At 48.4% G+C, this 25,415-nt stretch carries 32 protein-coding genes; 20 read left to right on the top strand and 12 right to left on the bottom strand.

Annotation, left to right across the window (positions count from 1 at the left end):
• Positions 1-28: 28 nt before the first annotated feature.
• The 3 genes from B0F88_RS13005 to B0F88_RS12995 all read right to left on the bottom strand — a co-directional run bounded on the left by B0F88_RS13005 (position 29) and on the right by B0F88_RS12995 (position 2,685).
• Positions 29-823, bottom strand: a complete 795-nt coding sequence (locus tag B0F88_RS13005) for a peptidoglycan-binding protein (RefSeq protein WP_104424357.1) — start codon at positions 821-823, stop codon at positions 29-31.
• Between the two features lie 156 nt (positions 824-979).
• Positions 980-1,744, bottom strand: a complete 765-nt coding sequence (locus tag B0F88_RS13000; RefSeq protein WP_104424356.1) for an ABC transporter permease — start codon at positions 1,742-1,744, stop codon at positions 980-982.
• Positions 1,741-2,685: an ABC transporter ATP-binding protein gene (locus B0F88_RS12995; protein ID WP_104424355.1), complete on the bottom strand. Its 945-nt coding sequence runs from the start codon at positions 2,683-2,685 to the stop codon at positions 1,741-1,743. The genes B0F88_RS13000 and B0F88_RS12995 overlap by 4 nt, the downstream gene beginning before the upstream one ends.
• Before the next feature lie 127 nt (positions 2,686-2,812).
• Here B0F88_RS12995 and ppx point away from each other — a divergent pair, with 127 nt between their 5' ends.
• Both ppx and B0F88_RS12985 read left to right on the top strand, forming a co-directional pair.
• Positions 2,813-4,312 (top strand): exopolyphosphatase, encoded by a 1,500-nt coding sequence (ppx, locus tag B0F88_RS12990; protein ID WP_104424354.1) that lies wholly within the window; start codon positions 2,813-2,815, stop codon positions 4,310-4,312.
• A 10-nt stretch (positions 4,313-4,322) separates the two neighbouring features.
• Positions 4,323-5,591, top strand: a complete 1,269-nt coding sequence (locus B0F88_RS12985; protein ID WP_104424353.1) for a hypothetical protein — start codon at positions 4,323-4,325, stop codon at positions 5,589-5,591.
• Between the two features lie 87 nt (positions 5,592-5,678).
• Here the strand turns inward: B0F88_RS12985 and B0F88_RS12980 are convergent, their stop codons facing one another.
• A complete protein-coding gene (locus B0F88_RS12980; RefSeq protein WP_104424352.1) occupies positions 5,679-6,683 on the bottom strand; it encodes a cytochrome-c peroxidase in 1,005 nt (334 codons plus the stop codon).
• 420 nt (positions 6,684-7,103) lie between these two features.
• Between B0F88_RS12980 and B0F88_RS12975 the strand changes: the two genes are divergently transcribed.
• The 18 genes from B0F88_RS12975 to B0F88_RS12890 all read left to right on the top strand — a co-directional run bounded on the left by B0F88_RS12975 (position 7,104) and on the right by B0F88_RS12890 (position 21,158).
• Positions 7,104-7,583 carry a hypothetical protein gene (locus B0F88_RS12975; protein ID WP_104424351.1) on the top strand — a complete coding sequence of 160 codons (480 nt, stop codon included), beginning with the start codon at positions 7,104-7,106 and terminating at the stop codon, positions 7,581-7,583.
• Positions 7,584-7,760: 177 nt separating this feature from the next.
• Positions 7,761-8,366 carry a LemA family protein gene (locus tag B0F88_RS12970; protein WP_104424350.1) on the top strand — a complete coding sequence of 202 codons (606 nt, stop codon included), beginning with the start codon at positions 7,761-7,763 and terminating at the stop codon, positions 8,364-8,366.
• A 2-nt stretch (positions 8,367-8,368) separates the two neighbouring features.
• Positions 8,369-9,256, top strand: coding sequence for a TPM domain-containing protein (locus tag B0F88_RS12965; RefSeq protein ID WP_104424349.1), 888 nt, complete (start codon positions 8,369-8,371; stop codon positions 9,254-9,256).
• On the top strand, positions 9,250-9,756 hold the full coding sequence (locus B0F88_RS12960; protein WP_104424348.1) for a TPM domain-containing protein: 507 nt from the start codon (positions 9,250-9,252) through the stop codon (positions 9,754-9,756). The genes B0F88_RS12965 and B0F88_RS12960 overlap by 7 nt, the downstream gene beginning before the upstream one ends.
• 129 nt (positions 9,757-9,885) lie before the next feature.
• Entirely contained in the window at positions 9,886-10,413 is a 528-nt protein-coding gene (locus B0F88_RS12955; RefSeq protein WP_104424347.1) for a YceD family protein, read from the top strand.
• Positions 10,413-10,595, top strand: coding sequence for a 50S ribosomal protein L32 (gene rpmF, locus B0F88_RS12950; protein ID WP_104424346.1), 183 nt, complete (start codon positions 10,413-10,415; stop codon positions 10,593-10,595). Before B0F88_RS12955 ends, rpmF begins: the two co-directional genes overlap by 1 nt.
• Before the next feature lie 90 nt (positions 10,596-10,685).
• Positions 10,686-11,714 carry a phosphate acyltransferase PlsX gene (gene plsX / locus B0F88_RS12945; protein ID WP_104424345.1) on the top strand — a complete coding sequence of 343 codons (1,029 nt, stop codon included), beginning with the start codon at positions 10,686-10,688 and terminating at the stop codon, positions 11,712-11,714.
• Positions 11,711-12,679 (top strand): beta-ketoacyl-ACP synthase III, encoded by a 969-nt coding sequence (locus B0F88_RS12940; protein WP_104424344.1) that lies wholly within the window; start codon positions 11,711-11,713, stop codon positions 12,677-12,679. Before plsX ends, B0F88_RS12940 begins: the two co-directional genes overlap by 4 nt.
• Before the next feature lie 12 nt (positions 12,680-12,691).
• Positions 12,692-13,642, top strand: a complete 951-nt coding sequence (gene fabD / locus B0F88_RS12935) for an ACP S-malonyltransferase (protein WP_104424343.1) — start codon at positions 12,692-12,694, stop codon at positions 13,640-13,642.
• A complete protein-coding gene (gene fabG / locus B0F88_RS12930) occupies positions 13,635-14,363 on the top strand; it encodes a 3-oxoacyl-ACP reductase FabG (protein WP_104424342.1) in 729 nt (242 codons plus the stop codon). Before fabD ends, fabG begins: the two co-directional genes overlap by 8 nt.
• Before the next feature lie 184 nt (positions 14,364-14,547).
• Positions 14,548-14,778, top strand: coding sequence for an acyl carrier protein (gene acpP / locus B0F88_RS12925; RefSeq protein WP_006890004.1), 231 nt, complete (start codon positions 14,548-14,550; stop codon positions 14,776-14,778).
• Between the two features lie 219 nt (positions 14,779-14,997).
• Positions 14,998-16,242 carry a beta-ketoacyl-ACP synthase II gene (gene fabF, locus B0F88_RS12920; RefSeq protein ID WP_104424341.1) on the top strand — a complete coding sequence of 415 codons (1,245 nt, stop codon included), beginning with the start codon at positions 14,998-15,000 and terminating at the stop codon, positions 16,240-16,242.
• Between the two features lie 56 nt (positions 16,243-16,298).
• A complete protein-coding gene (gene pabC / locus B0F88_RS12915; RefSeq protein ID WP_104424340.1) occupies positions 16,299-17,141 on the top strand; it encodes an aminodeoxychorismate lyase in 843 nt (280 codons plus the stop codon).
• A 44-nt stretch (positions 17,142-17,185) separates the two neighbouring features.
• Entirely contained in the window at positions 17,186-18,259 is a 1,074-nt protein-coding gene (gene mltG / locus B0F88_RS12910; protein ID WP_181049903.1) for an endolytic transglycosylase MltG, read from the top strand.
• The gene (gene tmk / locus B0F88_RS12905) at positions 18,256-18,927 is read left to right on the top strand and encodes a dTMP kinase (RefSeq protein ID WP_104424338.1); all 672 of its coding nucleotides are present in this window, start codon (positions 18,256-18,258) and stop codon (positions 18,925-18,927) included. Before mltG ends, tmk begins: the two co-directional genes overlap by 4 nt.
• On the top strand, positions 18,924-19,931 hold the full coding sequence (locus tag B0F88_RS12900; protein WP_258076660.1) for a DNA polymerase III subunit delta': 1,008 nt from the start codon (positions 18,924-18,926) through the stop codon (positions 19,929-19,931). Before tmk ends, B0F88_RS12900 begins: the two co-directional genes overlap by 4 nt.
• A 2-nt stretch (positions 19,932-19,933) precedes the next feature.
• On the top strand, positions 19,934-20,281 hold the full coding sequence (locus B0F88_RS12895) for a PilZ domain-containing protein (protein ID WP_104424426.1): 348 nt from the start codon (positions 19,934-19,936) through the stop codon (positions 20,279-20,281).
• Between the two features lie 97 nt (positions 20,282-20,378).
• Complete coding sequence (locus tag B0F88_RS12890) at positions 20,379-21,158, top strand: TatD family hydrolase (protein WP_104424425.1); 780 nt, start codon at positions 20,379-20,381, stop codon at positions 21,156-21,158.
• Between the two features lie 38 nt (positions 21,159-21,196).
• Here B0F88_RS12890 and B0F88_RS12885 read toward each other — a convergent pair whose 3' ends face one another.
• The 8 genes from B0F88_RS12885 to queF all read right to left on the bottom strand — a co-directional run bounded on the left by B0F88_RS12885 (position 21,197) and on the right by queF (position 25,301).
• Entirely contained in the window at positions 21,197-21,571 is a 375-nt protein-coding gene (locus B0F88_RS12885; RefSeq protein WP_104424336.1) for a type II toxin-antitoxin system VapC family toxin, read from the bottom strand.
• A complete protein-coding gene (locus B0F88_RS12880; RefSeq protein WP_104424335.1) occupies positions 21,571-21,783 on the bottom strand; it encodes an AbrB/MazE/SpoVT family DNA-binding domain-containing protein in 213 nt (70 codons plus the stop codon). The genes B0F88_RS12885 and B0F88_RS12880 overlap by 1 nt, the downstream gene beginning before the upstream one ends.
• A gap of 93 nt (positions 21,784-21,876) precedes the next feature.
• Complete coding sequence (locus B0F88_RS12875; protein WP_104424334.1) at positions 21,877-22,251, bottom strand: HepT-like ribonuclease domain-containing protein; 375 nt, start codon at positions 22,249-22,251, stop codon at positions 21,877-21,879.
• Complete coding sequence (locus B0F88_RS12870; RefSeq protein ID WP_104424424.1) at positions 22,248-22,538, bottom strand: nucleotidyltransferase family protein; 291 nt, start codon at positions 22,536-22,538, stop codon at positions 22,248-22,250. The genes B0F88_RS12875 and B0F88_RS12870 overlap by 4 nt, the downstream gene beginning before the upstream one ends.
• A gap of 108 nt (positions 22,539-22,646) precedes the next feature.
• Positions 22,647-23,498, bottom strand: coding sequence for a DUF6602 domain-containing protein (locus tag B0F88_RS12865; protein ID WP_104424333.1), 852 nt, complete (start codon positions 23,496-23,498; stop codon positions 22,647-22,649).
• A gap of 147 nt (positions 23,499-23,645) precedes the next feature.
• Positions 23,646-24,506, bottom strand: a complete 861-nt coding sequence (gene asd, locus B0F88_RS12860; protein ID WP_104424332.1) for an archaetidylserine decarboxylase — start codon at positions 24,504-24,506, stop codon at positions 23,646-23,648.
• Positions 24,503-24,787, bottom strand: a complete 285-nt coding sequence (locus B0F88_RS12855; RefSeq protein WP_104424423.1) for an EscU/YscU/HrcU family type III secretion system export apparatus switch protein — start codon at positions 24,785-24,787, stop codon at positions 24,503-24,505. The genes asd and B0F88_RS12855 overlap by 4 nt, the downstream gene beginning before the upstream one ends.
• A gap of 124 nt (positions 24,788-24,911) precedes the next feature.
• Positions 24,912-25,301: a preQ(1) synthase gene (gene queF, locus B0F88_RS12850; RefSeq protein ID WP_104424331.1), complete on the bottom strand. Its 390-nt coding sequence runs from the start codon at positions 25,299-25,301 to the stop codon at positions 24,912-24,914.
• Positions 25,302-25,415 lie beyond the last annotated feature (114 nt).

Genomic DNA, 25,415 nt, shown 5'->3' with positions numbered 1-25,415 from the left:
GGAGAAGCATAGCGCATCTCGCAGACGATTAGCTTAATATCGCATAATATTCATTAAAAAGCTTGGTGCGATCAGCTAGGCCGTTTGTTCCCCCGTTAACTTTCTTGGTCACGGACGTTATCACTGAATCCGTTGAACCGCCGTCGCAGACTGTCCAGATGTTATTGGTGTCAAAGAAGAACCCGGCGGAAGCCAGCGGATAGCGGGTGGCCACTAAATCGGGATTGGCAACGGTGTCTTCGCCGACAGATTTGCCAAAACTTGCATAATTGGATTTTCCGGTTAATTGAATATAACCTCTGCCCCTGAATGTATAACCGTCACCGCTCGCTTCATTGCCATTGCCCATTCTGTCGGCATAAACTCTTGCACCAATTTTCTCGGGGTTTCTCGCATAAGATTCACTTAACTGCCCAGGGAAATAGCTTGGAAATGTTGCTTTCAAGCCGTCGGCCGAATAATTCAGGTTTTCATAGACGACCGTAAAGACGCTGCTTTCGTGAGCGCACTGGGCTAAAAAGTGGGCCAGTCTTAAGGAATTGGTTATAGCGGTTATAGCGGGTATCTGAGTAATGACGCCATCGGGAATATGCCCTTTAAGTTTGGTCTGGGCGTCGGTGATATTAAAACCTGCTGACGATGGCGGAAACAGCTTTGCCCAGGTGGCGTCGCCTACAATGCCGTCGGCGACCAAGCCGTTTTGTGCTTGCCATGTTTTTACTTGCGCTTCGGTACCCGATCCGAAAACGCCGTCGGCGGTTAAACCCAAGCGGTTTTGGAGCTTTTTAACATCGTCGCCTGTTGAACCTTTTTTTAATAACATGATTTCTCTCCTGTTGATTGCTTTTAATCGCGGATAGGGTGTTTGGCACTCAGGTGGCGGAGCAAACCGCCACTGCGTATCAGGAGTTGTTGTTCGCAAGGCATCAGCGAAAAGCTGTATTTCTAGCGCCTCCTGTGAGTGGAAAAGTATACCTCATTAATTCTTAATCCCAATGCCTTTGTACAAAAGGTAAAGGCTGAATAAGGTCAAGGTAACGATAAACCCGCCGGTAATGATAAATGTCAGCTGAATATCAATATCGGTCACGCCGATCAAACCGTAGCGAAAGGCATTGACCATGTACAAAATCGGATTTCCCATTGAGATGTTCTGCCAAATGCCGGGCAGCATATCGACCGAATAGAAAACGCCGCCCAGATAACTTAGCGGGGTCAGCACAAAGTTCGGGATAATAGAAATATCGTCAAAACTCTCCGCCAATATCGCATTGATAAAACCGGCCAAAGAAAATACCGCGGCTGTCAGCACCGCGATAGACAAGGTGACGGCGATATTATTGACCTGAATGTCGGTAAACAGCAGGGATATTAAGGTGACGACAACACCGACCAGCAATCCGCGGACAATACCCCCGCTGACATAGCCGCCGAGAATCACCCAGTTGGGAATCGGGGCGACCAGTAACTCTTCAATATTGCGCTGGAATTTGGTCGAGTAAAATGAGGACACGACATTGGCGTAGGAATGGTTGATAACCGACATTAAAATAATGCCGGGGACGATATAGTCCATATAACTGGCTCCGCTGATAGTGCCTATGCGGTCGCCGATCAGCTTGCCGAAAATCAGGAAATACAACGCGGTGGTGATGGCAGGCGGGAGCAGGGTTTGAGGCCAGATACGGATGAACCGGAATACCTCTTTGACGACAATGGTTCTAAAGGCAATGGAGTAATTCATTCGTTATCACCTGAAGGTTTTGAGTATTTGGGGTTTGAGTCAATCAAATCCATAAATAACTGTTCCAGCCGATTGGTTTTGTTTTTCAGGCTAATGACTTCGATATTTTGCGCGGTTAATTGGCTGAATAGCTTGTTAAGCCCGTGTTCTTTGGGGATGGCGACATTAAGAGATTTGTCAGACATAAGTTCAATTTGGCAGCCTTCAATCACCGGCGCCGCAGCGACGGGGTGAGCCAAGTCCAGCACAAAATGCTCCACATGCAGTCTCGCCAGCAAGCCCGCCATATCGGAATTTTCGACAATACGCCCGTGATTGATGATGGCGATATTACGGCACAGGCTTTCCGCTTCTTCCAGATAATGCGTGGTTAAAATGATTGTCGTACCTTGTTCATTCACTTCCTGCATCATTTGCCACATGGAACGGCGTATTTCTATATCGACGCCTGCGGTCGGCTCGTCGAGAATCAACAGCTTGGGCGAATGAACCAGCGCACGGGCTATCATGACCCGGCGTTTCATGCCGCCTGACAGACGCCTGGAAACGGTATCGCGTTTGTCCCACAAATCCATTTGCTTAAGACAGTATTCGGCGCGTTGCAGGGCCAGTTTACGCGGCGTGCCGTAATAACCGGCCTGATTGAGTAAAATACTCTTGACGGTGTCGAACTGGTTGAAATTGACTTCCTGAGGAACTAGGCCGATGCAGCTTTTAGCTTTTGCCAGATCATGTTTTAAGTCATGTCCGAAGATGCTGACCGAGCCGCTGGTTGCATTGACCAGCGAACTGATAATGCCGATAGCGGTTGACTTACCGGCGCCATTTGGCCCCAGCAAAGCGAAAAAATCGCCGGCCTCGACATCAAGATCGATGCCTTTTAAGGCCTCGAAGCCATTATTATAGGTTTTTTTTAGATTACGCAGGGATAATGCATTCATGCTGAAACTAACACTTAACGGAAGCCTTCAAATAAGTTAAATTACGCGCTGCATCCGTGTGCGGATGGCTAAAACCGTGTAATTTTATCAGATATTGACACGCTTCATAGACAAAACTGGATAACCCGTGCCGAAGAAACCTCCCGAAATCGTTGCCGCTGTAGACCTGGGGTCTAACAGCTTTCATATGATTGTTTGCAGTTTAACTGATGGCAATTTACAAACGCTGGACCGGCTTAAGGAAATGGTCAGGCTTGCGTCCGGCCTGGACAAAAAGAATTACCTGGATACCGAAACTCAGGAAAGAGCTTTAGGTTGTCTGGAGCGGTTCGGACAGAGAATCCGTAACTTTCCGCCGGAAAGCGTTCGAGTGGTCGGCACCAGCACCTTGCGTCAGGCTAAAAACTCGCAACAGTTTTTGGAAAAGGCCGAGAAAGCGCTCAACCATCCCATTCATATCATTTCCGGCATCGAAGAAGCCCGTTTGATTTATCAGGGCGTTGCGCATAGTTTGGGCAGCAACGCCAATCTGCGTCTGGTCATGGACATAGGCGGCGGCAGCACCGAGTATATTATCGGCTCAGGCGATACGCCCAGGATAAAAGAAAGTACGCCGATGGGTTGCGTACTGGTCAGCAATGCTTTTTTTAAGGAGGGTAAGCTGTCCAAAAATGCGTTCACCCAGGCAAGCTTGTTCGCCGAACAGCAGCTTGAACCGATCCAGAAGCAATTCCTGCGCAAAAACTGGGATGAAGCCATCGGCGCATCAGGCAGCTTACGGTCGATCGATAAGGTCCTGCAAGCCAAGAACTGGAGCAATAACGGCATAACCAGGGAAGGCCTGGAGCTTTTGGTTGCCCATATCAATCAGTGCAGCCATGTTAATGAGCTTAATCTGCCTGAACTCGATCCAGAGCGTCTGCCGGTGTTTCCAGGCGGTGTAGCCATCGTTTACGCGACTTTCAAAAGTCTGGGCATTGAGCAAATGACCGTTTCCGATGGCGCGCTTAGAGAGGGGCTGATTCAGGACTTGCTGGGCCGAATCTATGATCACGATATTCGCTCCGCAACCGTGCAGGCTCTGGTTGATCGTTACCATATCGATAAAGAACATGCTTCCCGCGTTAAACGGACGATTGGTAATATACTTGCCCAGTTGGGCGATGACTTTTGCAGCCCCAACCAGGAACACGTTGCACACTTTTTAAACTGGGCGGCGGACCTGCATGAGATAGGGCGTGACATCGCGCACAGCCAGTATCATAAACACAGCGCCTATATTATTGAGAACGGCGATTTTGCCGGTTTTTCCAGACAGGACCAGATTTTGTTATCGGCTATTGTAAAGTCGCACCGGCGCAAGTTTCCACGATCACTGTTCGATGAGCTGCCATCTCCGTGGAGTGTCGATGCCCCTAAATTGACTGTTATTTTGCGACTGTCAGTATTGTTGCACCGCAATCGCCAGGAGCATGAGCTGCCTGATTTTAAAATATCGCTGATAAAATCAAAAATCCGCTTACAGTTCCCAGATCATTGGTTGGCGCAAGCGCCGTTAACCCATGCCGACCTAACTCAAGAAGCCGATTATTTAAAATCCGCAGGATTCAAGCTGGAATTTGCCTAACCGTCGGTTGATGAAACATTTATTACGCGTTCTATTTTATAGTTTTATTGCGCTGATCATTTTATGCGCGATGTTGGTTTTTTTCGGTGTTGGCGACAAACCTGATCTTCAAGTGGGCTGGTCGCCAACGCGCGATGATTTGGTCAGGGCAAAAAAAATTCTGCATGAAGGGGCTAAAACCAAACCGGATGAAATCGGTATTATCGAGTTAAGCGAAGCCGATCTCAATCTTGCCGGTAATTATTTGCTAAATCGCTACAGCAAAAGTGCGGCCGATTTAGATATAAAGAACAATGAGTTGAGATTTGTTGTTACGATAACGTTGCCCGAGAATAGGCTAGGCAAGTATTTAAACGTCAGCTTTAGATTGGGCAATATTGAAGGCAGCGATCTTCCGGTCATTACCAAGTTTAAAGTCGGAAAGCTATTGTTGCCGGCAAAATTGGCCGCCTTTGTTATCGATACCATTATTCAGCGGACATCGTTGAATGAATATTTTATTCTGGCAACCCGCCCCATCAAGGCTGTTAAAATCGATGCGGAAAAGCTCTGCATTACCTACTTTCCGAACAAGGATACAATGATTCAGGCGAAAAACTTCCTGACTCACACAGGCGACAATTCCACGCTGAACATTTATCAACAAAAATTGGTCGAGATCGTCGCCAAACATGATCCTGCGTGGCGCTTATCGCTGGCCGAGCTGTTACGCCCGCTGTTTGAGCTGGCTTACCAGCGTTCTACACTGGAAACCGCGATAGACGAAAACAGAATTGCTATTGCCGCAATCAATGATTATGTCAATAAGCAGGAGACTAAAAAGCTTCTGTCCATGCCGGAATCCATGCCCGCAACCGGACAACAATATTCTGCTTTTTTATACAAACGCATAGATCTGGCCCAACATTTTATAGGTTCGGCCGCGCTGACCGCGTCGGTAAACAAGCAGGCGTCGCAAATCGCCGGTGAAGAAAAAGAATTAAGCGACGCGCACAGCGGCAGTGGTTTCAGTTTTATTGATTTGGCCGCAGACAAAGCCGGTACGCGCTTCGGTGAAATGGCGACATCGTCACCGGAAAGTGCGCGCAAAATGCAAAAAGCCATGTCCGGGATAAAAGATTACAGCGATTTCATGCCGGACCCCAGAGATCTTCCCGAGCATATGAATGAGGCTGAATTCAAACAGCGCTTTGAATCCATAGACAGCCCTGTTTATCAGGAGATATTGCAGCAGATCGATGCCCGTATTGCCGCAATGCCTATTTACAACGCAGAATAACGCAAAAACGGCGGCACAAAAAAGGGCGCATACAATGCGCCCTTACAAAGTGATAGCGATGGCAATGAGTCATCGCTTGATCACAATCTAGTTAAAAGTGGACCCCGGAGTGCCAGGTAAAACAGGCATTTTCTGTTTAGGGAACTCGCCGGTCAAACTATTCAAAAACGCCACAATATCGGCAACTTCGTCTTTGCTCAAATCTTTGCCCAATTGCAATTTGGCCATCAAAGTGACTGCTTGATCCAGTGTTTTAACCGAACCGTTGTGGAAATAAGGCGCGGTCAAAGCCACGTTACGCAAAGTCGGTACTTTCCACAAATGCTCGTCCGCCTGTTTTTTACTGACTTCCGCTAAACCTTTATCCTTGCCGAAATGATGTTGTGCTTCCCAGTAACCATTTGGAATCACAGGAAACTTCTGGAACGTACCCGGACCGTTAAACGCCGGGCCGCTATGGCAGCTTGTGCAGCCCAATTCAGCAACTTTTTCCATGCCGCGAACCTGTTGCGCCGACAAAGCCGATTTATCGCCGCCTACATATTTATCGTAAGGGCTGTTTGGCGTAATCAATGTTCTTTCGTATGCGGCAATCGCTTTGGTTGCATTTTCTTTGGAAATAGTGCCTTTTCCGAAAGCTTCCTCGAATGCTTTTTGATAGCCTTCGATCGACTGCAAGCGGGCGACTACGTCATCCCAGCTTTTCATGCCCATTTCAATAGGATTGGTCACGGGGCCTGCTGCCTGCTCTTCCAGGCTTGCGGCTCTGCCGTCCCAAAACTGGACTTTATTAAATGCGGAATTCCAAACTGTCGGTGCGCTGCGTCCGCCGGTTTGGCCGTTAACGCCCATGGAATTAGGTCTGTTGTCTTCGCCTCCGAGCATGGTGTTATGGCAGGAAGCGCAGGAAACAGTGCCCGTAGAAGATAAGCGCGGGTCATGATAAAGCATTTGCCCCAGCTCAACTTTAGCCGCGGTAGTGGGGTTATCAGCCGGAGCATCAGCTTGTGTCGGTAATGCATCCCAAGCCGAAGCGACAGAAACCGAACCTGCTAACGCCAGCGCTGTAACCAGCGAACGAATTTTAAACATACTATCCTCCAGAATATTTATTAATGTTATTTGTTATTAATGTGGTGGAACCTACACGCCCAGTAACCTTACTGTACACCCGGCAGGATTGTAAGATATGAAGCGGACAAGGTACAACCAAATTTCCCCTGCGTGGGTTTAAAGGTTTCAAAAAAAACATGGGTTGGCCACGCCGGAATAACAAATTGGCTTCTGATTGTGTATTCATCTGAGGTTTGTGGCGGGGTGTATAGATGCTTGAAGCAGGAAGACTGTCCCAGTATTTTTAGGTATTCATCCCTCTAGCAGGCTGCGCAATGGGAGCATAAAAATAGGGGGCTATGAAAAATACTTATCTTTACCGGGCAGCAGTGGATTAAACTGTTTATTCACAACGAGCAGCGCCAAGCCGGAACAACACATTGCAACAGGTGAGCCATAATGCGCAAGATAATGATCAATCAGGTCGCTAAAAACATTCTGCCCTCCGATTTAAATTTTCTGGATCTTGAGCAGCTTGCTCAAGTAGAGTTTACGTCGGAGTGCCGTGAATATCCTGTAGAGTCAGCCTTGTTGCTGACTGACGATTCATCAACAGGATGGCAGGCGGCAAGCAGCGGCGAGCAAACGATTCGTATTGTGTTCGATCAACCTCGCATCGTTGAACATATTTTTCTGGTGATCGATGAGCAACAGCAGTCACGCACCCAGGAATTTATCCTATGTTGGTTGATGGATAAGGAAAGCGCTTACCGGGAGCTTTTACGTCAGCAATATCACTTTAGTCCTCCTGATACCACCCGCGAAATCGAACATTATGAGGTCAGGCTTGATCAGGTAAAGACGCTGGAGTTAAGAATAATGCCGGACATCAATGGCGGTGAAGCTCGCGCTAAACTCAAACAGTTGCGTCTTGCGTAACGGCGGTTTATACCCTTTACTTGGCATCATTGCGGCTTTCGGTTGCCTGTCGGCAGTGGTGATGGCTAATGCGGCCGGTGCGTGGGATAATGCGAAAAAATGAATCGAAACGGGGTGGTTTCTTTCGGTTCGTGGCGGTTTAATTTTTAAAGAACAAAATCTAAGCGCGAGGGTGATATGTTTAAACGGCTGATTGTTTTGTTGATGATGACGGTTTTGTCCGGCTGCGGTTATAACACGTTGCAGTCCAGTGACGAGGATATTAAAGCGACCTGGGCGGAAGTATTAAACCAGTACCAGCGCCGCGCCGATCTGGTGCCTAACCTGGTGAATGTGGTGAAAGGCTATGCGGCTCACGAAAAGGATGTGCTGACCGAAGTGACCGAGGCCCGCGCCAAAGTGGGCGCGTTGCAGGCTACGCCGGAATTGGTCAATGATGAGCAAGCGCTCCAGAAATTTATTGCCGCACAGGGGCAAATGACCAGTGCGATTTCACGGTTGTTGGCGGTGGCGGAAAATTACCCGCAGTTGAAAGCCGATGGCTTGTTCCGTGATTTACAGGCACAGCTGGAAGGCACGGAAAATCGTATTACCGTGGCGCGCAATCGCTATATTGCTGCGGTAAAGGAATACAATATTACAGTGCGTTCTTTTCCGTCCAACCTTACCGCGATGATGTTCGGTTATCAAACCAAGCCGAGCTTTACGGTAGAAAACGAACAAGCCATTGCGCAGCCGCCCAAAGTGGATTTTGGCGCAGCTGCACCGGTTAATAGTCATTGAGTATGTTATCTTCGATATTTTTCCGCACCCGTTACGGGCTCGGCTTTTTCCTGCTGCTATGTTGCATGCAGGCCTGGGCGGTCGTTGGCGTTCCCGAGCTGTCGCGCCGCGTTACCGACCTTACCTCTACACTCAGTGCCGAACAGGTTGTTGCGCTGGAAGACAAGTTGGCTGCATTTGAGGCTCAAAAAGGCAGTCAGATTGCGGTATTAATCGTCCCGAGCACTCAGCCCAAAGATATAGCCGAATTCGGCATTGAGGTTGCCGATTTATCGCAAATCGGCCGTAAAGGCGTCGATGACGGCGTCATCATGATAGTGGCTAAAGATGACCGGAAGCTACGTCTCGAAGTCGGCTACGGCCTGGAGGGCGTTATTCCCGATGCTGTCGCAAAGCGGGTGATAGAGGAGACCATTACGCCGTATTTTAAGGCCGGCGACTATGCGGGCGGTATCGATGCAGGGGTTATACGGCTAATGAAGCTGATAGAAGGCGAGGTTTTGCCTCCGCCGCCTGAAAATCAAGGCGATCCACAGGATGAGGCGGCATTTATGATGACCTTGTTCGGAGGCTTGATTGCGGGTTTCGTGCTGTCCCTGATAGTAGGACGCTTAATCGGCTCGATGCTGGCAGGATTGGGTAGCGGTATGGTGGCTGTATTGTTTTTTGGGTTGACTTTGTGGCTGGCGTTATTTATCGGGATAATGGTTTTTGCTATTGTCGGGCTTTTACAAGTGGGCGGGCGAGATTGGTCTGGCGGCGGCTACGGAGGAAGCCGCAGCGGGAGTTCATGGAGCGGCGACAGCGGCTTCGGCGGGAGTAGTGGTGGAAGTTCGTGGAGTGGCGGCGGAGGCGATTTTGGCGGAGGAGGCGCATCAGGGTCATGGTAAATATTAAACGTTGGTTTCGCCATGCCTTCATGCCGCCTTGGCGTTGGCGCGTGTTATTTTCCAAAAAGGCGTTGGACGGCATAGAAAAATCAATTAAACACTCCGAGCATCAGCATAGCGGCGAACTTCGTTTTGCCGTTGAAAATGCGCTTGCACTGGGTAAAGTTTGGCGTGGCGTGTCGACCCGTCAACGTGCGATAGAAGTGTTTTCGGATTTGCGGGTCTGGGATACCGAGGAAAACAGCGGTGTCTTGATTTACCTGCTGCTGGCGGATCGTGAGGTTCATATTATCGCAGACCGGGGTATTACTAAGCTTGTGAGTCAAAGCGAGTGGGATGCTATAGCAGAGGCTATGCGAAAAGCATTTAAACGGGGTGATTTTTTGCGTGGATCTCTGCAAGGCATTGAGAGAATTACATTGTTGCTGGCTACTCATTTTCCGTCCACCGCAGATAATTCGAATGAACTTTCCAATAAACCGGTAATAGTTAAGCGTTGATACTCGGCTTGTAATCAATTAACTTGCATCTTATTGCTTGAATATACGGGCTTTTAATGGTATCCGCTTGAGCGCCGGGAGTTTTTTGGATTTGACGGATTTGTTGTTTCCATATACCATTGCGCGGTTATGTTAGCTCGATTACCTGAATTCATAGATCCTTTGCACCTGGCGGATAAGCGTGGTGAATTGAAGGGGCAAATACCTGTAAGTAGTCTGGATCGTTTGGCGGATATTCTGTTTAGCGATTCGGGAGTTGTGACTGTGGATCTTTTTTTTGGCCGGGAAGGAAGGTTGGCCAAAGTTGAAGGAAAAATAGAAGCGGTTTTGGAACTTGAATGCCAAAATTGCCTGCAGGCGGTGCAATGGCCTGTTAGCAATAGCATTAAACTAGGTATCGTTACTTCAATAGATCAAGCAAACAGGTTGCCCGAGGAATACGAGCCGTTGTTGGTCGATGAAGGGAAGGTTCTTCTAAAGAACATTGTTGAAGACGAGTTATTGCTTATCTTGCCGACGTTTCCCAAGCATCAGCACAATTGTCTCGCCCAGAAGCCGGACATCAAAAAGGTGGACTCTTTATCTCATGAGCAGCAGTCGTCTACCGAAAATCCTTTTTCCATCTTAGCCAAACTTAAAAACACTGGAGATTTATAATGGCCGTACAAAAAAGTAAAGTAACGCGTTCAAGACGCGGTCAACGTCGTTCACATGACGCGTTAACAGGCAAAACCTTGTCTCAAGATGCAATGACAGGTGAAACCCATATCCGTCACCATGTAACTCCCGATGGCTTCTTTAAAGGCCGTCAAATCGTAAGCGCCGGCGACGAAGATTAATAAAATTTCCGTCCTTTAGCATGATGATATGCCGAACCTGATCTAATCAGCTTCGGCTTCTTTTTAATAACTCAGGAGTCATCCGTAAGCGTGAGCCTAACAATTTCGATTGATGCAATGGGCGGGGATTACGGTCCTGAAGTCACTATTCCTGCATCATTGGATTGTCTTAAAAGCAATCCAGACTTAAAACTGATTTTAGTGGGCGATGAGGCTGTTCTGAAGCCGCAGTTAGCCCGGGCGCTAATTGATTACCGGGACAGGCTCTCTATTCAGCACGCATCACAATGCGTAGGAATGGATGAATCGCCGTCCAAGGCGCTAAAAAATAAAAAAGATTCGTCAATGCGGGTTGCTATTAACCTGGTTCATGACGGGCGTGCGGACGCCTGCGTTAGCGCCGGTAATACCGGAGCCTTAATGGCCACTGCCCGTTTTGTGCTTAAAATGATTCCCGGTATTGACCGTCCTGCCATCATTTCCACATTACCGTCAATTAACGGGCATACCCATGTGCTTGATTTGGGTGCAAACGTGGATTGCACGGCGGAACACCTTTTTCAGTTTGCAGTAATGGGCTCAGAGCTGGTCAAAGCGGTTGAAAATATTGATAATCCCAGAGTGGGCTTGTTAAATATCGGCGAAGAAGACGTGAAAGGTAATGAGCAGGTTAAATCGGCTGCAAAATTACTGGAAAATTCGCCGTTAAATTACATAGGCTATGTGGAAGGGGATTCTTTAAATGCCGGTCATATCCAGGTCGACCTGATTGTCGCGGACGGTTTTGTCGGCAATGTCGCACTCAAGTCCATTGAAGGCGCGGCAAAAATGATCGGCACGGCGCTAAAAGAGGCTTTTGGCAAAAACGCGGTAACCAAATTGGCGGGGCTGCTGGCCTATCCGGTGCTTAAATCGTTTAAAAACCGTATTGATCCGCGTTTATATAATGGCGCAAGCTTTTTAGGATTGCGCGGACTGGTTATTAAAAGCCATGGCGGCGCTGATGTGTTGGCGTTTAAAACAGCCGTTCATCTTGCTGAAGTTGAAGTCAAGAAAGATGTTATTAGAAAAATAAGCGAACAAGTCGAAAAGACTTTGGCTCTGAGAGAAAATGCATGACTCGTTATTCAAGAGTAATCGGTACCGGCGGCTATTTGCCGGAAGAAGTTCGCACCAATGAGCAAATATCACAAACCGTTGATACTTCCGACAGCTGGATTTTTGAACGAACCGGCATTAAAAGCCGTCGGATTGCAGGGGCTGATGAAACCGCCTCAAGCATGGCTGAAATTGCCGCAAGGCAAGCCATAGAGGCTGCGGCTTGCGATCCCAGCGAAATTGATTTGATTATTGTCGCGACCGGGACACCTGATCGTGTTTACCCTAGCACAGGCTGTTTGTTGCAGCAGCGCTTGGGTATTAAAAACTGCGTCGCCTTTGATGTGCAGGCGGCATGTTCAGGCTCGATTTTTGCTCTGAGTATTGCCGATCAATATATTAAATCAGGTGCGGCCAAGAAGGTTCTGGTCGTGGGGACCGAAATTTGTTCGCGTCTTGTTGACTGGACGGATCGGGGTACCTGTATTTTATTTGGTGATGGCGCGGGAGCGGTATTGCTGAGTGCATCGGATGAAGCCGGTATTTTATCGACTCATATTCATTCTGACGGTGAGTATGAAGACCTGTTGTATTGTCCAAATCCTCAGGTGGCAATTGAGTCGAGTAAAGATGAAACCGGTTACATCAACATGCGCGGCAACGAAGTATTTAAGGTCGCTGTTAACACGCTGGGCCGTATAGTCGATGAAACGCTGGCTGCAAACAACATGCAGCAATCCGATATTGACTGGCTGGTTCCTCATCAGGCGAACATGCGGATTATTGCGGCGACAGCAAAAAAATTAAAAATGTCCATGGATCATGTGGTTTTGACGCTTGAGAATCAGGGTAATACCTCATCCGCATCGGTGCTGCTTGCCCTCAATGAGGGGATTCGGGATGGGCGTATTCGGCGTGGCCAAGTCGTTTTGCTTGAGGCATTTGGGGCGGGATTCACTTGGGGTTCCGCATTAATTAAATACTAAAAGCGTATTGAAATGAATAACCAAATTTACAACTTAGCTTTTGTGTTTCCGGGGCAGGGTTCGCAATCTGTCGGCATGTTAACCGATTTGGCTGCCAGCTATCCTGAAGTGAAACATACTTTCGAGCGTGCATCCGACGCGTTGGGCAAGGACCTATGGTCTATCGTCGCCAAAGGACCGGCAGAGGAGCTTAATCAAACGCATAATACCCAGCCTGCAATGTTGGCTGCCGGTGTCGCCGTTTGGGAAATATGGTGCAAGCACAGTAATGTCCGTCCGGCGTGGATGGCCGGGCACAGCTTGGGTGAATACACCGCCTTGGTTTGTTCCGATGCGATGGCGTTTGAAGATGGTATCAAACTGGTTGCGACAAGAGGCCTGCTGATGCAGGAGGCTGTGCCTTCCGGCGCCGGTGCAATGGCGGCGATTTTGGGGCTTGAGGATCATCAAGTCGTTAAGGTTTGCGCAGATGCGGCTGAGTCCGAAATAGTGTCTGCGGTCAACTTCAATTCGCCGGGTCAGGTGGTTATTGCCGGCAATGCTGCTGCCGTTGAAAGGGCGATGCTCGGGGCAAAAGCGGCGGGAGCCAAGCGGGCGGTACTGTTGCCGGTCAGTGTTCCTTCTCATTGCGCTTTAATGGAGTCGGCGGCTCAAAAACTGGATCGGCAATTGCAGGATACCGTTATTGATACGCCAAAAATGACGTTGATTCATAATGTAGATGTCGCATCGCACAGCGCTCCCGAAGTTATTCGCAACGCATTAAAAGAACAACTCTATAAGCCGGTGCGCTGGGCCGACAGCATCAAATTCATGCATGACCAGGGCGTTACCTGTTTTGTCGAATGCGGTCCAGGCAAGGTGTTGATCGGCTTGAACAAGCGAATTGCCAGGGATGCGGAGCATTTGTCTATTTATGACCCCGGAACATTAAATACAGTATTGGAGCAACTCAATGGCTAAACAAGTAGCTTTGGTAACAGGCGCCAGCCGCGGCATAGGCCGTGCAATTGCGGAAAGATTGGCTCAAGATGGTTTTCTTGTTATCGGCACCGCGACTACAGATAATGGCGCCGACTCAATTTCCACCTATCTGGGTGAGAACGGCAAGGGTTTAAAGCTTGATGTCGGCAATCCTGAATCTATCGCGGAAGTCATGGACATTATTAATGCCGAGTTTGGAGCGCCGACGGTGCTGGTTAATAATGCCGGCATTACCCGCGATAATTTGTTGATGCGCATGAAGGACGAAGAATGGGATGATATTATCAATACTAACCTGACTTCGATTTTTCGCATGAGCAAAGCCGTACTGCGAGGCATGATGAAAGCCAAAACAGGTCGTATTATCAATATTTCATCCGTAGTGGGTTCGACCGGTAATGCCGGCCAAGCCAATTATGCAGCAGCAAAAGCCGGGATGGTTGGCTTTGCCAAATCGATGGCCAAAGAAGTCGGGTCGCGTAATATCACCATCAACACCGTGTCGCCTGGGTTTATTGACACCGATATGACCAAAGAGCTGAGTGATGATATTAAAAACAATTTATTGTCGTCTATTCCCCTGTCTCGTTTGGGCAAAGCGGAAGAAATCGCCCATACGGTTTCATTTTTGGCTTCTGAAGGTGCCGCGTATATTACCGGTGAAAATATTCATGTAAATGGTGGCATGTTCATGCCGTAAGAGGTGTTGCCTATAGGCCGTATAGTATGTCCGCCTTAATATTGTGATATTTTTACAATATAAAGTATAATCCCCCCGCCGTCTGGAATTTCCGGAGACGGGATTTCAAATAAAATTAATAACAATACTATTGTAGGTCTCAGATTAGACGCTGGGTAACTTACATTGTTTGAGGATAATAATTATGAGTAACATTGAAGAACGAGTAAAAAAGATTGTTGCAGAACAATTGGGTGTTAAAGAAGATATCGCTACCGATGCTTCATTCGTAGATGATTTAGGTGCTGATTCTCTTGATACAGTTGAACTCGTTATGGCTCTTGAAGAAGAATTCGAATGCGAAATTCCAGACGATGAAGCTGAAAAAATCACCACTGTTCAGCAAGCTATCGATTACGTAGTAAAAAACGCTTAAAACTGATTTTTAGTTTAAGCGTGTAGGTTTGGGTTACAACCCCAGGGACGGGGGAGATGGAATGCCAAAATAGGCGTTCCAGACGTGCGTGAAACACAAACCGTGCGTAGCGTAACCCATACTTAGTGCATATTGCTTCAACTGTTGTGTTGCGTTGCACTTTCCGACCTACATAACTAACCTTTTGTCCCCCGCCTTTCATTCTTACGGTAAATCACATTGAGCAAACGTCGAGTTGTAATAACTGGATTAGGCGCAATTACGCCTTTAGCTAACACAGTCTCGGAAACTTGGGATGGTATTATTAATGGTAAAAGCGGCATAGGCCCAATTGATTCCTTCGATATTTCTCCTTTCGCCACTACCTTTGGCGGCGTTATAAGAAATTTTGATATTAGCCAATATATTCCCGAAAAAGACGCCAAACGCATGGACGGTTTCATCCATTACGGTATCGCGGCGGGCTGTCAGGCTATTGAAGATTCAGGTATTGAAGTTACCGAGGCTAATGCCGATCGCATCGGTGTTGCTATCGGATCGGGTATCGGCGGCATTACCGGCATTGAAGAATGTTATGCAACCTATGACAAAAGCGGTCCGCGACGTATCTCGCCGTTTTTTGTTCCCGGCAACATTATCAACATGATTTCAGGCAACCTTTCAATCAAATACGGATTAAAAGGGCCGAATTACGCAATTGTTACCGCTTGTTCCACAGGTACGCATAACATTGGCGATGCGGCACGCTTAATTCAACATGGCGATGCTGATGTAATGATTGCGGGCGGCGCTGAGCGTTGCACAACCTCACCGACGGCAATGGGCGGTTTTGCTTCGGCAAAAGCCTTGTCCCGCCGCAATGATGATCCGCAAGCCGCCAGCCGTCCCTGGGACAAAGACCGAGACGGCTTTGTATTAAGCGATGGCGCCGGTGTTGTGGTTCTTGAAGAACTGGAACACGCCAAAGCCCGCGGCGCAAAGATTTATGCTGAATTGGTCGGTTTTGGCATGAGCGGCGACGCTTATCACATGACGACGCCTTCACCCGGCGGCGAAGGCGCTGCGCGTTGCATGAAAAATGCACTGCGTGATGCCGGTTTAAATGCCGATGCAATCGATTATATCAACGCACACGGCACATCAACGCCAGCCGGCGATGTGGGTGAAACCCAGGCGATGAAAGCGGCATTGGGCGACCACGCCTATAAAGTTGCGGTCAGTTCGACAAAATCCATGATTGGCCATTTATTAGGCGCTGCAGGCGGTATTGAGGCGGTGTTGACTGCATTAAGCATCAAAAACCAAATTGCTCCGCCAACCATTAACCTGGAAAATCAGGATCCTGAATGTGACCTTGATTACGTCCCGAATACCGCAAGAAATATGAAAATCGATATAGCCATGTCCAATTCCTTTGGCTTTGGCGGCACTAACGGCACGTTAGTTTTTAAACGCTACGAGTAATTAGTCGTAGGGCGGGCAGCGCTTTTCTGCCCGCCATTTGCCTATCAGGCTAAAAAATGATCCTCATCAATGGTGAAAGCAAGGCGCATATCGAAATATCCGATCGCGGGTTTCAATATGGCGACGGCTTGTTCGAAACCATTGAAGTCAGGGACGATCAGCCTGTTTTTCTGGAACGCCACTTAGCGCGGTTAAATTCAGGTTGTCGTCGGCTGCATATCCCTTGTCCCGATGCCGAATTGCTCCGCCTTGAAGCTAAGGAGCTTTGCCGCCGATGGCATACGCACCGCCGGGCTGTGCTTAAAATCATAGTCACGCGCGGCTCGGGGGGGCGGGGTTATCGCCAACCCGATGCCATTCACCCGACCCGCGTCTTAAGCCTTCATCCTTATCCTGATTATCCTGAAACCTATTCGGAGCGGGGCGTAGTCGCCCGTTTTTGCGCAACCCGGTTAGGCCTGAATCCGGCTTTGGCGGGCATCAAGCACCTGAACCGGCTTGAGCAGGTTATGGCGAGGGCTGAATGGAGTGAACCGGACATTCAGGAAGGGCTTATGCTGGACGTCAATGATTATGTTATTGAAGGAACAATGACCAATTTGTTCTACGTTAAAAATAACAGCCTCTATACTGCGGAACTGGTCCAATCAGGCGTTGCCGGTATTATGCGCGGCATTATAACGGCGCTTTCGGTCGACCACGGTCTTCCGGTCATTGAGCATAGGTTTAGCAAAGACGAGCTGTTATCGGCTGATGAAGCGTTCGTCTGTAATTCTATTATCGGCGTCTGGCCGATCAAGCAAATCGAAACGGCGCACTTTTCAGTCGGCCCGGTAACCCAACGCATTCAAAGCTGGCTGGATAAATTTGCCCGTAATGACTGCATGGAGGCAGGATGAAAAAGATAGAGCCATTCAAGAAGTGGTTGTCGGAACGCTTAACAATGAACAATAAAATCATTGGCTTTGTTGTGCTGACCCTGAGTTTTGCCGGCGGCTGGATGTGGATGGACTATCAAAGCGCATTACAACAGCCTTTGCTGGTCGATAGAACGGTTCTGATAGAAATTGAAAAGGGCGACTCGCTTGACCGAATTATCAATAAGCTGGAGGCCGAAAAACTGGTTCTTAAACCGTTCTGGTTTAAAGTCATCGCCTTGCAGAAAAACGCACTGAAAAAACTTAAAACCGGAGAATACGAGTTAACGCCGGGCTTAACCGCTCCCAAAATAATAACGTTATTTGTTCAGGGAAAAACAAAGCAGCATGCCATTACTTTTCCGGAAGGTTGGAGCTTCAAGGAAATAATGCGTCAAATTGAGAAAAATACGAATATTGAACATACCTTAAATGGCGTTGCTGTTGAAAATGTAATGAACAAACTCAATTTAGATGCTAAATTTCCGGCAGTTGTTTCGTCTCCAGAACCTGAAAAAAATGCCGCAAGTACACCCGATGCGGTCGCGGCCAAGCAGTCCCCCGAAGGTTTGTTTTTCCCCGACACGTATTTCTTTGAAAAACATACACCCGACGTATCGTTATTAAAAAGAGCCTACGACAAAATGCAGTCGGTGCTGCAACAGGAATGGCTCAACAAAGCGGAAGGCCTGCCGTTTAAAACGCCTTACGAAGCCCTGATTCTTGCTTCAATTGTAGAAAAGGAAACCGGCGCAGCCGCCGAAAGGCCTCAGATAGCCGGCGTGTTTATCCGCAGGCTGGAACAAAAAATGTTGTTGCAAACCGACCCTACCGTTATTTACGGGATGGGCGACAGTTATCAGGGCGATATTAAATCTAAAGATTTAACCGCAGCCACGCCGTACAATACTTATGTTATCAGCGGCTTGCCGCCAACGCCGATTGCGATGCCGGGGCGGGCCGCGCTTAATGCGGTGCTGCATCCTGATCAGGGCGACAGCCTTTATTTTGTAGGCCGCGGCGATGGTACGCATGTGTTTTCAGCGACCTTAAAAGACCATAATTCGGCCGTAGACAAATTTCAAAGGAAAAAGAAATGATCCGAGGGAAGTTTATTACACTCGAAGGTGGAGAGGGTGTAGGAAAATCCACCAACATGGCTTTTATAAAAGACTACCTGGAGCAGCACAATATTTCCGTTGTTGTGACGCGCGAACCGGGTGGCACTGAGCTTGCCGAAAAAATACGTCAATTATTGTTGAACAACAAAAGCGAGGCCATTTCGGAACAGGCCGAGTTATTGATGATGTTTGCGGCAAGAGCCCAGCATATCAAGCATGTGATTGAACCCGCGTTGGCGCAAGGAAAATGGGTGCTTTGCGATCGCTTTACCGATGCCACCTACGCCTATCAGGGCGGGGGGCGGAACATGAAGATCAGCACCATCGAATGGCTGGAACACCTGGTGCAAGGCCCATTAAAACCGGATTTAACCCTGTTATTGGATGCACCGGTCGAGATTGGCATAGAGCGGGTCAGAAAACGCGGCGCTTTTGATCGTTTCGAGTCGGAAAAAATCAGTTTTTTTGAAAGCGTCAGGCGGGCTTATCTGTTGCAGGCCGAACTGTACCCGGAGCGTATCAAGCTTATAAAAGCCAACCAGCCGTTAGCCGATGTACAAAGAGCCATTACCGACGTCATTCGCACTTTACTCGGTTTGTGTGCCCTGAATTGCCCGACTTCCTTCAGGCATGGCGGCATAAAGTGACCTTAGCAAACCGGCTATTACCCTGGCAACAGCAAAACTGGGAGCATCTGTGCAGTTATATTGTGCAAAAACGCATTCCCCAGGCTTTACTCATTACCGGCAATAAAGGGCTAGGCAAACAGCAGCTGGCCGATCAGTTCGCCGCAGCCCTGCTTTGCGCAACGCCAAAGGCCGATGGGATAGCGTGCGGCCTTTGCAATAGCTGTTTGCTGATCAATGCCGAAACGCATCCCGATTTTATCCGGCTACAGCCCGAGGAACCGGGCAAAGACATTACCATCGGTCAGATACGCAACCTGATTACCCGCTTGACTTTAAAACCCCAGTTTGAGACGCATCGCGTTGTGATTATCAATCCGGCCGACAAGATGAACAATGCGGCGGCTAATGCGTTCTTAAAATGTCTGGAAGAGCCGACCGAGCGCACCCTTATCATCCTAATCACTGAAAAACCGGCCAAATTGCCGGCGACTATCGTCAGCCGTTGCCAAAAAATGCCGGTAGCCACGCCGGACAGGGAAACCGTCGTTGCCTGGCTGGCAGAAACCTTGCAGCGTGATGCCGACAAGAACAAGACCCTGTACGCCAACGTTTCTTTGGCGCAAGGTGCACCTTTACTGGCGCTGGAGTATGCCAACGACGAAACCTTAACTTTGCGTAACGACTGTTTCAACGCCTGGGTAGCGATAGCAAAACAGCTTAAATCCCCGGTCATGATTGCCGAAGATTGGCACAAGCTGCCCGCATCGCCGTTAATATTCTGGATCACATCCTGGGTTATCGATTTAACCAAATGTTTTTATCATCCGAAGACCGAAAACTTGTACAACCCGGACTTGAACGGACAGTTGCAAGAGCTGTCCCAACGGCTAGAATTAAAAGGACTTTATAAGTTGTATGATTTATTATTGGCGGGTCGGCAGCGGCTGGATACCCAAATAAACAAGCAGCTGTTGTTTGAAGAAATTTTAATCCAATGGCGCGAACTTAACCGGAGTCAATGACCATGGCAGATGCAGCCGGACAAAGCATATTGTCCCTTTCAATCAAAGATAAAAACGCTTTGTATGCAGCCTACATGCCTTTTGTGATCAACGGAGGGCTGTTTATTCCGACCGACCGTAAATATGAAATGGGGCAGGAAGTCTTCATGCTGCTCAACTTAATGGAAGAAACCGAGCGTCTGCCGATAGCCGGGAAAATAATCTGGATAACCCCGCCCGGTTCCGAAGGCTACAGAGCCGGCGGCATCGGCGTGCAATTTAGCGACCAGGACGGCGGCATATCGCGCAACAAAATAGAAAACTATCTGGCCGGTTCCTTAGAGAGTGACCGTTCGACGCATACTATGTAAATAAGACAAAAGGCGAAAGGCTAAGGGCAGACGTTGACGCTCAGGTTTTTTCGCCCTTAGCCTTGTGCCTTTCGCCTGCTTTTATAAAAAAACTTTCATGTTAATAGACTCCCATTGCCACCTGGATCGCATCGATCTGGCGCCCTATCAAAATGATTTTTCCTGCTTCATGCGCGAAGCGGCCAACAGCAAAATTGAGCATCTGCTTTGCATCTCGATAGACTTGGAAACCTATCCGGCAATGCTGGATTTGGTTAGCCCTTATCAGCAAATATCCGTGACCGTGGGCGTTCATCCTAATGTTCAGGATGGCAAAGATCCCAGTGCCGAAGAACTGATCGCTTTAGGCAAGCCCGACAAAGTCATCGGCATCGGCGAGACCGGCCTGGATTATTTTCGCAGCGAAGGCGATTTAGGCTGGCAACATCAACGCTTCAGAAACCATATTAACGCCGCAAAAGCGTTGAAAAAACCGCTGATTATCCACACCCGCGAAGCCAAACACGATACGCTGCGCATCCTGGAAGAAGAAGGCGCAAGTGAAGTAGGGGGGATTATTCACTGCTTTACCGAAGACTGGGAGTTTGCCAAGAAAGCCTTGGATTTGAATTTTTATATTTCCTTCTCCGGCATCGTCACCTTTAACAGCGCCAAGGAAATCCAGGAAGTCGCCAAAAAAGTGCCCGCCAACCGCTTTCTGATCGAAACCGACTCGCCTTATCTGGCGCCCGTACCCTTTCGCGGCAGGCCCAACTATCCGACCTATGTACGCTACGTTGCGGAAAAGCTGGCGGAGTTGCGGGGAACGACGGTCGATGAAATTGCAGGGTTATCGACTGAAAACTTTTACAGATTATTCAAGCTTGTACAGCTTTAAATAGTGTAAGTCAAAAGGGGAGGGTAACTTGGCAATTCCTAAGCCTTTCGAATAAACACAACATTAGGCAAGCCTTCAAAATGAGCGTCGCAAGTGATTAAATCTGCGTCGTATGCCAATGCTGTCGCATACACAATGGCATCGGCAGTAGCGAGCTTGTACTGGCGGTGCAGTTCCGCAGCTTGTAGTGCAATTTTTGTATCAAGAGCTGCCACCACGCAGTTTTGTGTATAAGCGATGACTTGGTCGGCCTCGGCTTCACCTACTTCACGCGTCAGCCATTTGGACAGCTCCAGTTGTACTATGGTCGGGACAATGCACTCGGTTGTTTCAGGAAAACTCTCGGCAATTGTCTGATTTAACGAGCTGTTGATTAGCCACTCTATCCAAATTGAGGTGTCAACAACGCGCATTAAAATCTATCATCCCGATCCCTAAAATCCGATGGATCTGCACCTGCCGCAATGCCTTTTAACTGTTCAAAGCTCGGTACCGGCATCATTAACATGCCTTTGCCTTTTGGAATAAAAACAAATTGTTGACCGGATTGCCAGTGCTGTTCTTCACGCACGGATTTAGGGATGGAAATTTGATATTTGCTTGAAAGTGTTGCAATTGCAGCCATTCTCATACTCCTGGTTTATCGATGTTAACTTGGTAAGAGTGTAGCAAAAGCTTGTCTTACAAGCCAATAGTCGAACTAATTCGCACCAGGAGGCTACAGGGCTTCATTTCCTTCATCGTTCGCATCTTCACGGATGGCGGGCAGCCGTTCAAGCAGTTGCGGCAACGCCGTCTGCACCGTTTCCCATACCACATCAAGGTCGATGTCGAAGTAACCATGCGCGATGCGGTTGCGCATGCCCTTCATGCTTCGCCACGGTACGTCAGGATGCTGGTCGAGAAATTTGCTGTAGTCTTTGAGTAGTTTGGTGGCGGCTTCACCGATGATGACGAGGTTCAGGATCACCGCTTGCTGAGTGCGCTTGTCGGCAATAAAGTCATTCTTATTCAGACCCTCTGTGTAGTTGCACGCTTGTTGCGCGGCTTCGAACATGTGGTCCAAGTAGTCGGGAAGACGGTTTTCATTCATATCGACCGAGCCTCCGCAAGCACTTGATCGCGGAACTTCGGAGGTAGATCGCCGGGCGTCAGCAAATCGACGGGGACGCCGAGCAGTTCTTCCAGTTCAATTTGCAAACCGCCAAGATCAAATAAAGTGGTACCGGGCAATGCGTCCACCAGCAAATCAAGGTCGCTGCCGTCTTGGTCTTCTCCATGCAGGACAGAACCGAACACGCGGGGGTTTGCGGTATGGAAGCGGCTCGTCGCTTCGCGCACTGCATCTCGTTTCAGGTCAAGGGCTATGGAAGGTTTCATAAAATAATCATATCCAAACATTTGTTCCTGCTTAAATGGAGCTGCTTAGCTCGGATGTCTCGGAAACGTTAGGGCCGGGGTTGCAAACCCCGGCCCGCTTGGAAGTGTTTAGTCAAATCCAAAGTAAGCGGCATTTTCCTCTAGTCCTAGATATGCACCACTTGTATTGTTTATCCACGTTCTGTAGAGCGCAATCGCTATACCATAAATGCGTGCTTGTTCATCAGCTTCAGGCGAGTTATAACAACAGTGGCTTTTACTTTTTCCGAGATCACGAGAAACCGTGGATGGATAGAAGAATTTGCCCTCATCAGTTAAGCCAGCGAAGGCGACTAGCAAACATGTAGAAGGAACCCAAATAAAATCAATGAACTCATGAATTGACGCTACTATTTCACTTGCAAAATATTCTCTATTCATTTCGTTTTTGTCACAGTCAAGAGCAATGACAGCGTAAAAAGGCGCATATGTTCCGATACTCAGTGTTGGCGCTACAATTTTGTGAGGTGAGTTTTTTGACTTTATACCTCCTTTGTAAGTGTCAAGAACTGTCTTTGTAGCATGTAAATGCCCTATTGCTGATTTTAGTGAATCTTTCGTTAATGTCCTTTTGACCTCAATAATCCCACAAACGGATTCAGCACAAACAACCTCGATATCACTAATCCCAAATGAATGTATGGGTGGCATTCTTCCATCAACTATGATGATGTCGTGTTGAATTAAATTGGTGTCGCTCCGCATTGAGTCGGCAGTTGCTATGTAGCCGCTGCAAATCCTATAGCTTTCAGGTAGGTGTTTGCTAAGCAAACCTTTAATATAGTTTTCAACTATTGTACCTGAAGACTTTAATTCGCCATTAAACCCGTTCGCTGGCTTTTGAAGTAAAAGTGCTGATTGTTGCTGTATGAGTCGTATCTCGGCATCATTGACTTTTTGAATGCTGGTTAGCCTATCCATAATTGCCTAAGGTAAAGTAGACACCTTTTCAAGTGTATATTAATTTTTAATCGCAGGTGTATAAAGCAACTCCTGTAATCCGTCAGGTGCTTGCCGGAAACGCCAATTCTCGCCATCGCTCGAACCAGCTTATTTCGGCCTACGGGATTAACCAACAGCCCTACCAATCAACTCCCCCAACTTAACCGTTTTACCCGCTTTAAACTCAGCATCCCACTGCGCCTTATCCTTGCCGAACAATACAATAATCGTAGAGCCCATATTAAACCGGCCCATTTCTTCGCCGATTTTCAGCGTAGGCGCATCATCGCCATACTGCCAGCTTTGCACTTCGGTGACGCTCGGCGGCGTGACGACGCCGTGCCAGACGGTTTCCACGCTGGACACGAATATTGCGCCGACCAGTATCAACGCCATCGGGCCTATCTCCGTGTCGAATATGGCCGCAACGCGCTCGTTTCTGGCGAATAATCCGGGAACGGAATTGGTGGTGGCCGTATTGACGCTGAACAGGCGGCCGGGGATATGCACCATTTCCTTTAAGGTGCCGGTCAACGGCATGTGCAGGCGGTGATAGTCTTTGGGCGACAGGTAAATAGTGGTGAATACGCCGTTGTTAAACGGTTCGGCGCGGGCCTCATCGCCGCCCAGCAAGTCGGTCGCGGTAAAGCTTTTGCCTTTGGCCTGGAAGATTTGGCCGTCGGTGATGTCTCCGGCCTGGCTGACTGCGCCATCGGCAGGGCAGACGATAGCGTTTCTTTCGCTGCTGAGCGGTCTAACGCCGGGTTTTAGTTCGCGGGTGAAAAAGTCGTTAAAGCTCTTGTAGGCATTGATGTCCTGCTCCAGCGCTTCGTCCATGTTGACGCCGTAATGCCTGATGATTTGTTTGATAAACAGGTTTTTCCAGGTCTTGTTTTCGCAGTGGGTCAGTTTGCTCATCATCGCGGACAGGGCATGATGGGGCAGGACGTATTGGGGCAGGGTGGTCAGGGCTTCTTTAAAATTCATGGCTGGTAATTGTCGGGTGTTTTGCCGCTTAAGAAGTACGCGAAGGCGATCACTTCCGCGACAGCGACATAGAGTTCATTGGGGATTTCATCGCCTAACGGGATTTGAGCCAGAATTCTTGCCAGTTCCGGCTCGGTTTGCAGCGGTATTCCGTGGTGTTCGGCGATTGCTAAGATTTGCTCTGCGGTAAGACCCGAGCCTTTGGCGGTAACCTTGGGCGCATTTTTGCCGTCGTATTTTAATGCGACGGCAATGTCCGAGGTGTAGTAGGTCTTAGCCATGATGGCTTTTACCCACCACGAAGACACGAAGAGCACGAAGAAAAACATAAGCTTCGTGTTCTTCGTGTCTTCGTGGTGAATAATAGAGCCGGATATGCATGGTATATCTTAGCTGTATATCGCTTTAAGGCAGCGTAACCGGTTCCGGCGCTTGCCAATCGGGATTTTTGTGTTCGACGACGACGGTGGTGTAGATGCCGCCGCGCACGTTAAACTCGGCGCGAATGCGCATGAAGTTCGGCGCTATGGCTTTTACCAGGTCGTCGAGGATTTCATTGGTGACGGCTTCATGGAATGCGCCTTGATCTCGGAATGCCCACATATACAGTTTAAGCGCTTTAAGTTCCACGCACAGCGCTCCGGGGATGTATTCGATTTGGATGGTGGCAAAATCCGGTTGGCCTGTTTTTGGGCACAGGCAGGTGAACTCAGGCACGTCGATGCGGATCGTATAATCGCGGCCTGGTTTTGGGTTGTCGAAAGTTTCCAGATCTTTGCTTGGTTGTGTTGTCATTTTCAGCTTGTATATAAAATCAAAGGGGGTACCAAAAGTAGGCGCTTTAGGCGAAAAAATTCGATACTCGGCTAATTATCGTTAATAATAGGCCGTTATTTTAATTCAACTGTC

The organism is Methylobacter tundripaludum, assembly GCF_002934365.1.
Taxonomy (GTDB): domain Bacteria; phylum Pseudomonadota; class Gammaproteobacteria; order Methylococcales; family Methylomonadaceae; genus Methylobacter_A; species Methylobacter_A tundripaludum_A.
This window is presented reverse-complemented; position numbering and strand designations above follow the sequence as displayed.

Coding starts and splice junctions, on each gene's coding strand:
- B0F88_RS13005 (WP_104424357.1), bottom strand. CDS start 823: ATGTTATTAAAAAAAGGTTCAACAGGCGACGATGTTAAAAAGCTCCAA.
- B0F88_RS13000 (WP_104424356.1), bottom strand. CDS start 1,744: ATGAATTACTCCATTGCCTTTAGAACCATTGTCGTCAAAGAGGTATTC.
- B0F88_RS12995 (WP_104424355.1), bottom strand. CDS start 2,685: ATGAATGCATTATCCCTGCGTAATCTAAAAAAAACCTATAATAATGGC.
- B0F88_RS12985 (WP_104424353.1), top strand. CDS start 4,323: ATGAAACATTTATTACGCGTTCTATTTTATAGTTTTATTGCGCTGATC.
- B0F88_RS12980 (WP_104424352.1), bottom strand. CDS start 6,683: ATGTTTAAAATTCGTTCGCTGGTTACAGCGCTGGCGTTAGCAGGTTCG.
- B0F88_RS12975 (WP_104424351.1), top strand. CDS start 7,104: ATGCGCAAGATAATGATCAATCAGGTCGCTAAAAACATTCTGCCCTCC.
- B0F88_RS12970 (WP_104424350.1), top strand. CDS start 7,761: ATGTTTAAACGGCTGATTGTTTTGTTGATGATGACGGTTTTGTCCGGC.
- B0F88_RS12965 (WP_104424349.1), top strand. CDS start 8,369: ATGTTATCTTCGATATTTTTCCGCACCCGTTACGGGCTCGGCTTTTTC.
- B0F88_RS12960 (WP_104424348.1), top strand. CDS start 9,250: ATGGTAAATATTAAACGTTGGTTTCGCCATGCCTTCATGCCGCCTTGG.
- B0F88_RS12955 (WP_104424347.1), top strand. CDS start 9,886: ATGTTAGCTCGATTACCTGAATTCATAGATCCTTTGCACCTGGCGGAT.
- rpmF (WP_104424346.1), top strand. CDS start 10,413: ATGGCCGTACAAAAAAGTAAAGTAACGCGTTCAAGACGCGGTCAACGT.
- B0F88_RS12940 (WP_104424344.1), top strand. CDS start 11,711: ATGACTCGTTATTCAAGAGTAATCGGTACCGGCGGCTATTTGCCGGAA.
- fabD (WP_104424343.1), top strand. CDS start 12,692: ATGAATAACCAAATTTACAACTTAGCTTTTGTGTTTCCGGGGCAGGGT.
- fabG (WP_104424342.1), top strand. CDS start 13,635: ATGGCTAAACAAGTAGCTTTGGTAACAGGCGCCAGCCGCGGCATAGGC.
- acpP (WP_006890004.1), top strand. CDS start 14,548: ATGAGTAACATTGAAGAACGAGTAAAAAAGATTGTTGCAGAACAATTG.
- pabC (WP_104424340.1), top strand. CDS start 16,299: ATGATCCTCATCAATGGTGAAAGCAAGGCGCATATCGAAATATCCGAT.
- mltG (WP_181049903.1), top strand. CDS start 17,186: ATGAACAATAAAATCATTGGCTTTGTTGTGCTGACCCTGAGTTTTGCC.
- tmk (WP_104424338.1), top strand. CDS start 18,256: ATGATCCGAGGGAAGTTTATTACACTCGAAGGTGGAGAGGGTGTAGGA.
- B0F88_RS12895 (WP_104424426.1), top strand. CDS start 19,934: ATGGCAGATGCAGCCGGACAAAGCATATTGTCCCTTTCAATCAAAGAT.
- B0F88_RS12890 (WP_104424425.1), top strand. CDS start 20,379: ATGTTAATAGACTCCCATTGCCACCTGGATCGCATCGATCTGGCGCCC.
- B0F88_RS12885 (WP_104424336.1), bottom strand. CDS start 21,571: ATGCGCGTTGTTGACACCTCAATTTGGATAGAGTGGCTAATCAACAGC.
- B0F88_RS12880 (WP_104424335.1), bottom strand. CDS start 21,783: ATGGCTGCAATTGCAACACTTTCAAGCAAATATCAAATTTCCATCCCT.
- B0F88_RS12875 (WP_104424334.1), bottom strand. CDS start 22,251: ATGAATGAAAACCGTCTTCCCGACTACTTGGACCACATGTTCGAAGCC.
- B0F88_RS12870 (WP_104424424.1), bottom strand. CDS start 22,538: ATGAAACCTTCCATAGCCCTTGACCTGAAACGAGATGCAGTGCGCGAA.
- B0F88_RS12865 (WP_104424333.1), bottom strand. CDS start 23,498: ATGGATAGGCTAACCAGCATTCAAAAAGTCAATGATGCCGAGATACGA.
- asd (WP_104424332.1), bottom strand. CDS start 24,506: ATGAATTTTAAAGAAGCCCTGACCACCCTGCCCCAATACGTCCTGCCC.
- B0F88_RS12855 (WP_104424423.1), bottom strand. CDS start 24,787: ATGGCTAAGACCTACTACACCTCGGACATTGCCGTCGCATTAAAATAC.
- queF (WP_104424331.1), bottom strand. CDS start 25,301: ATGACAACACAACCAAGCAAAGATCTGGAAACTTTCGACAACCCAAAA.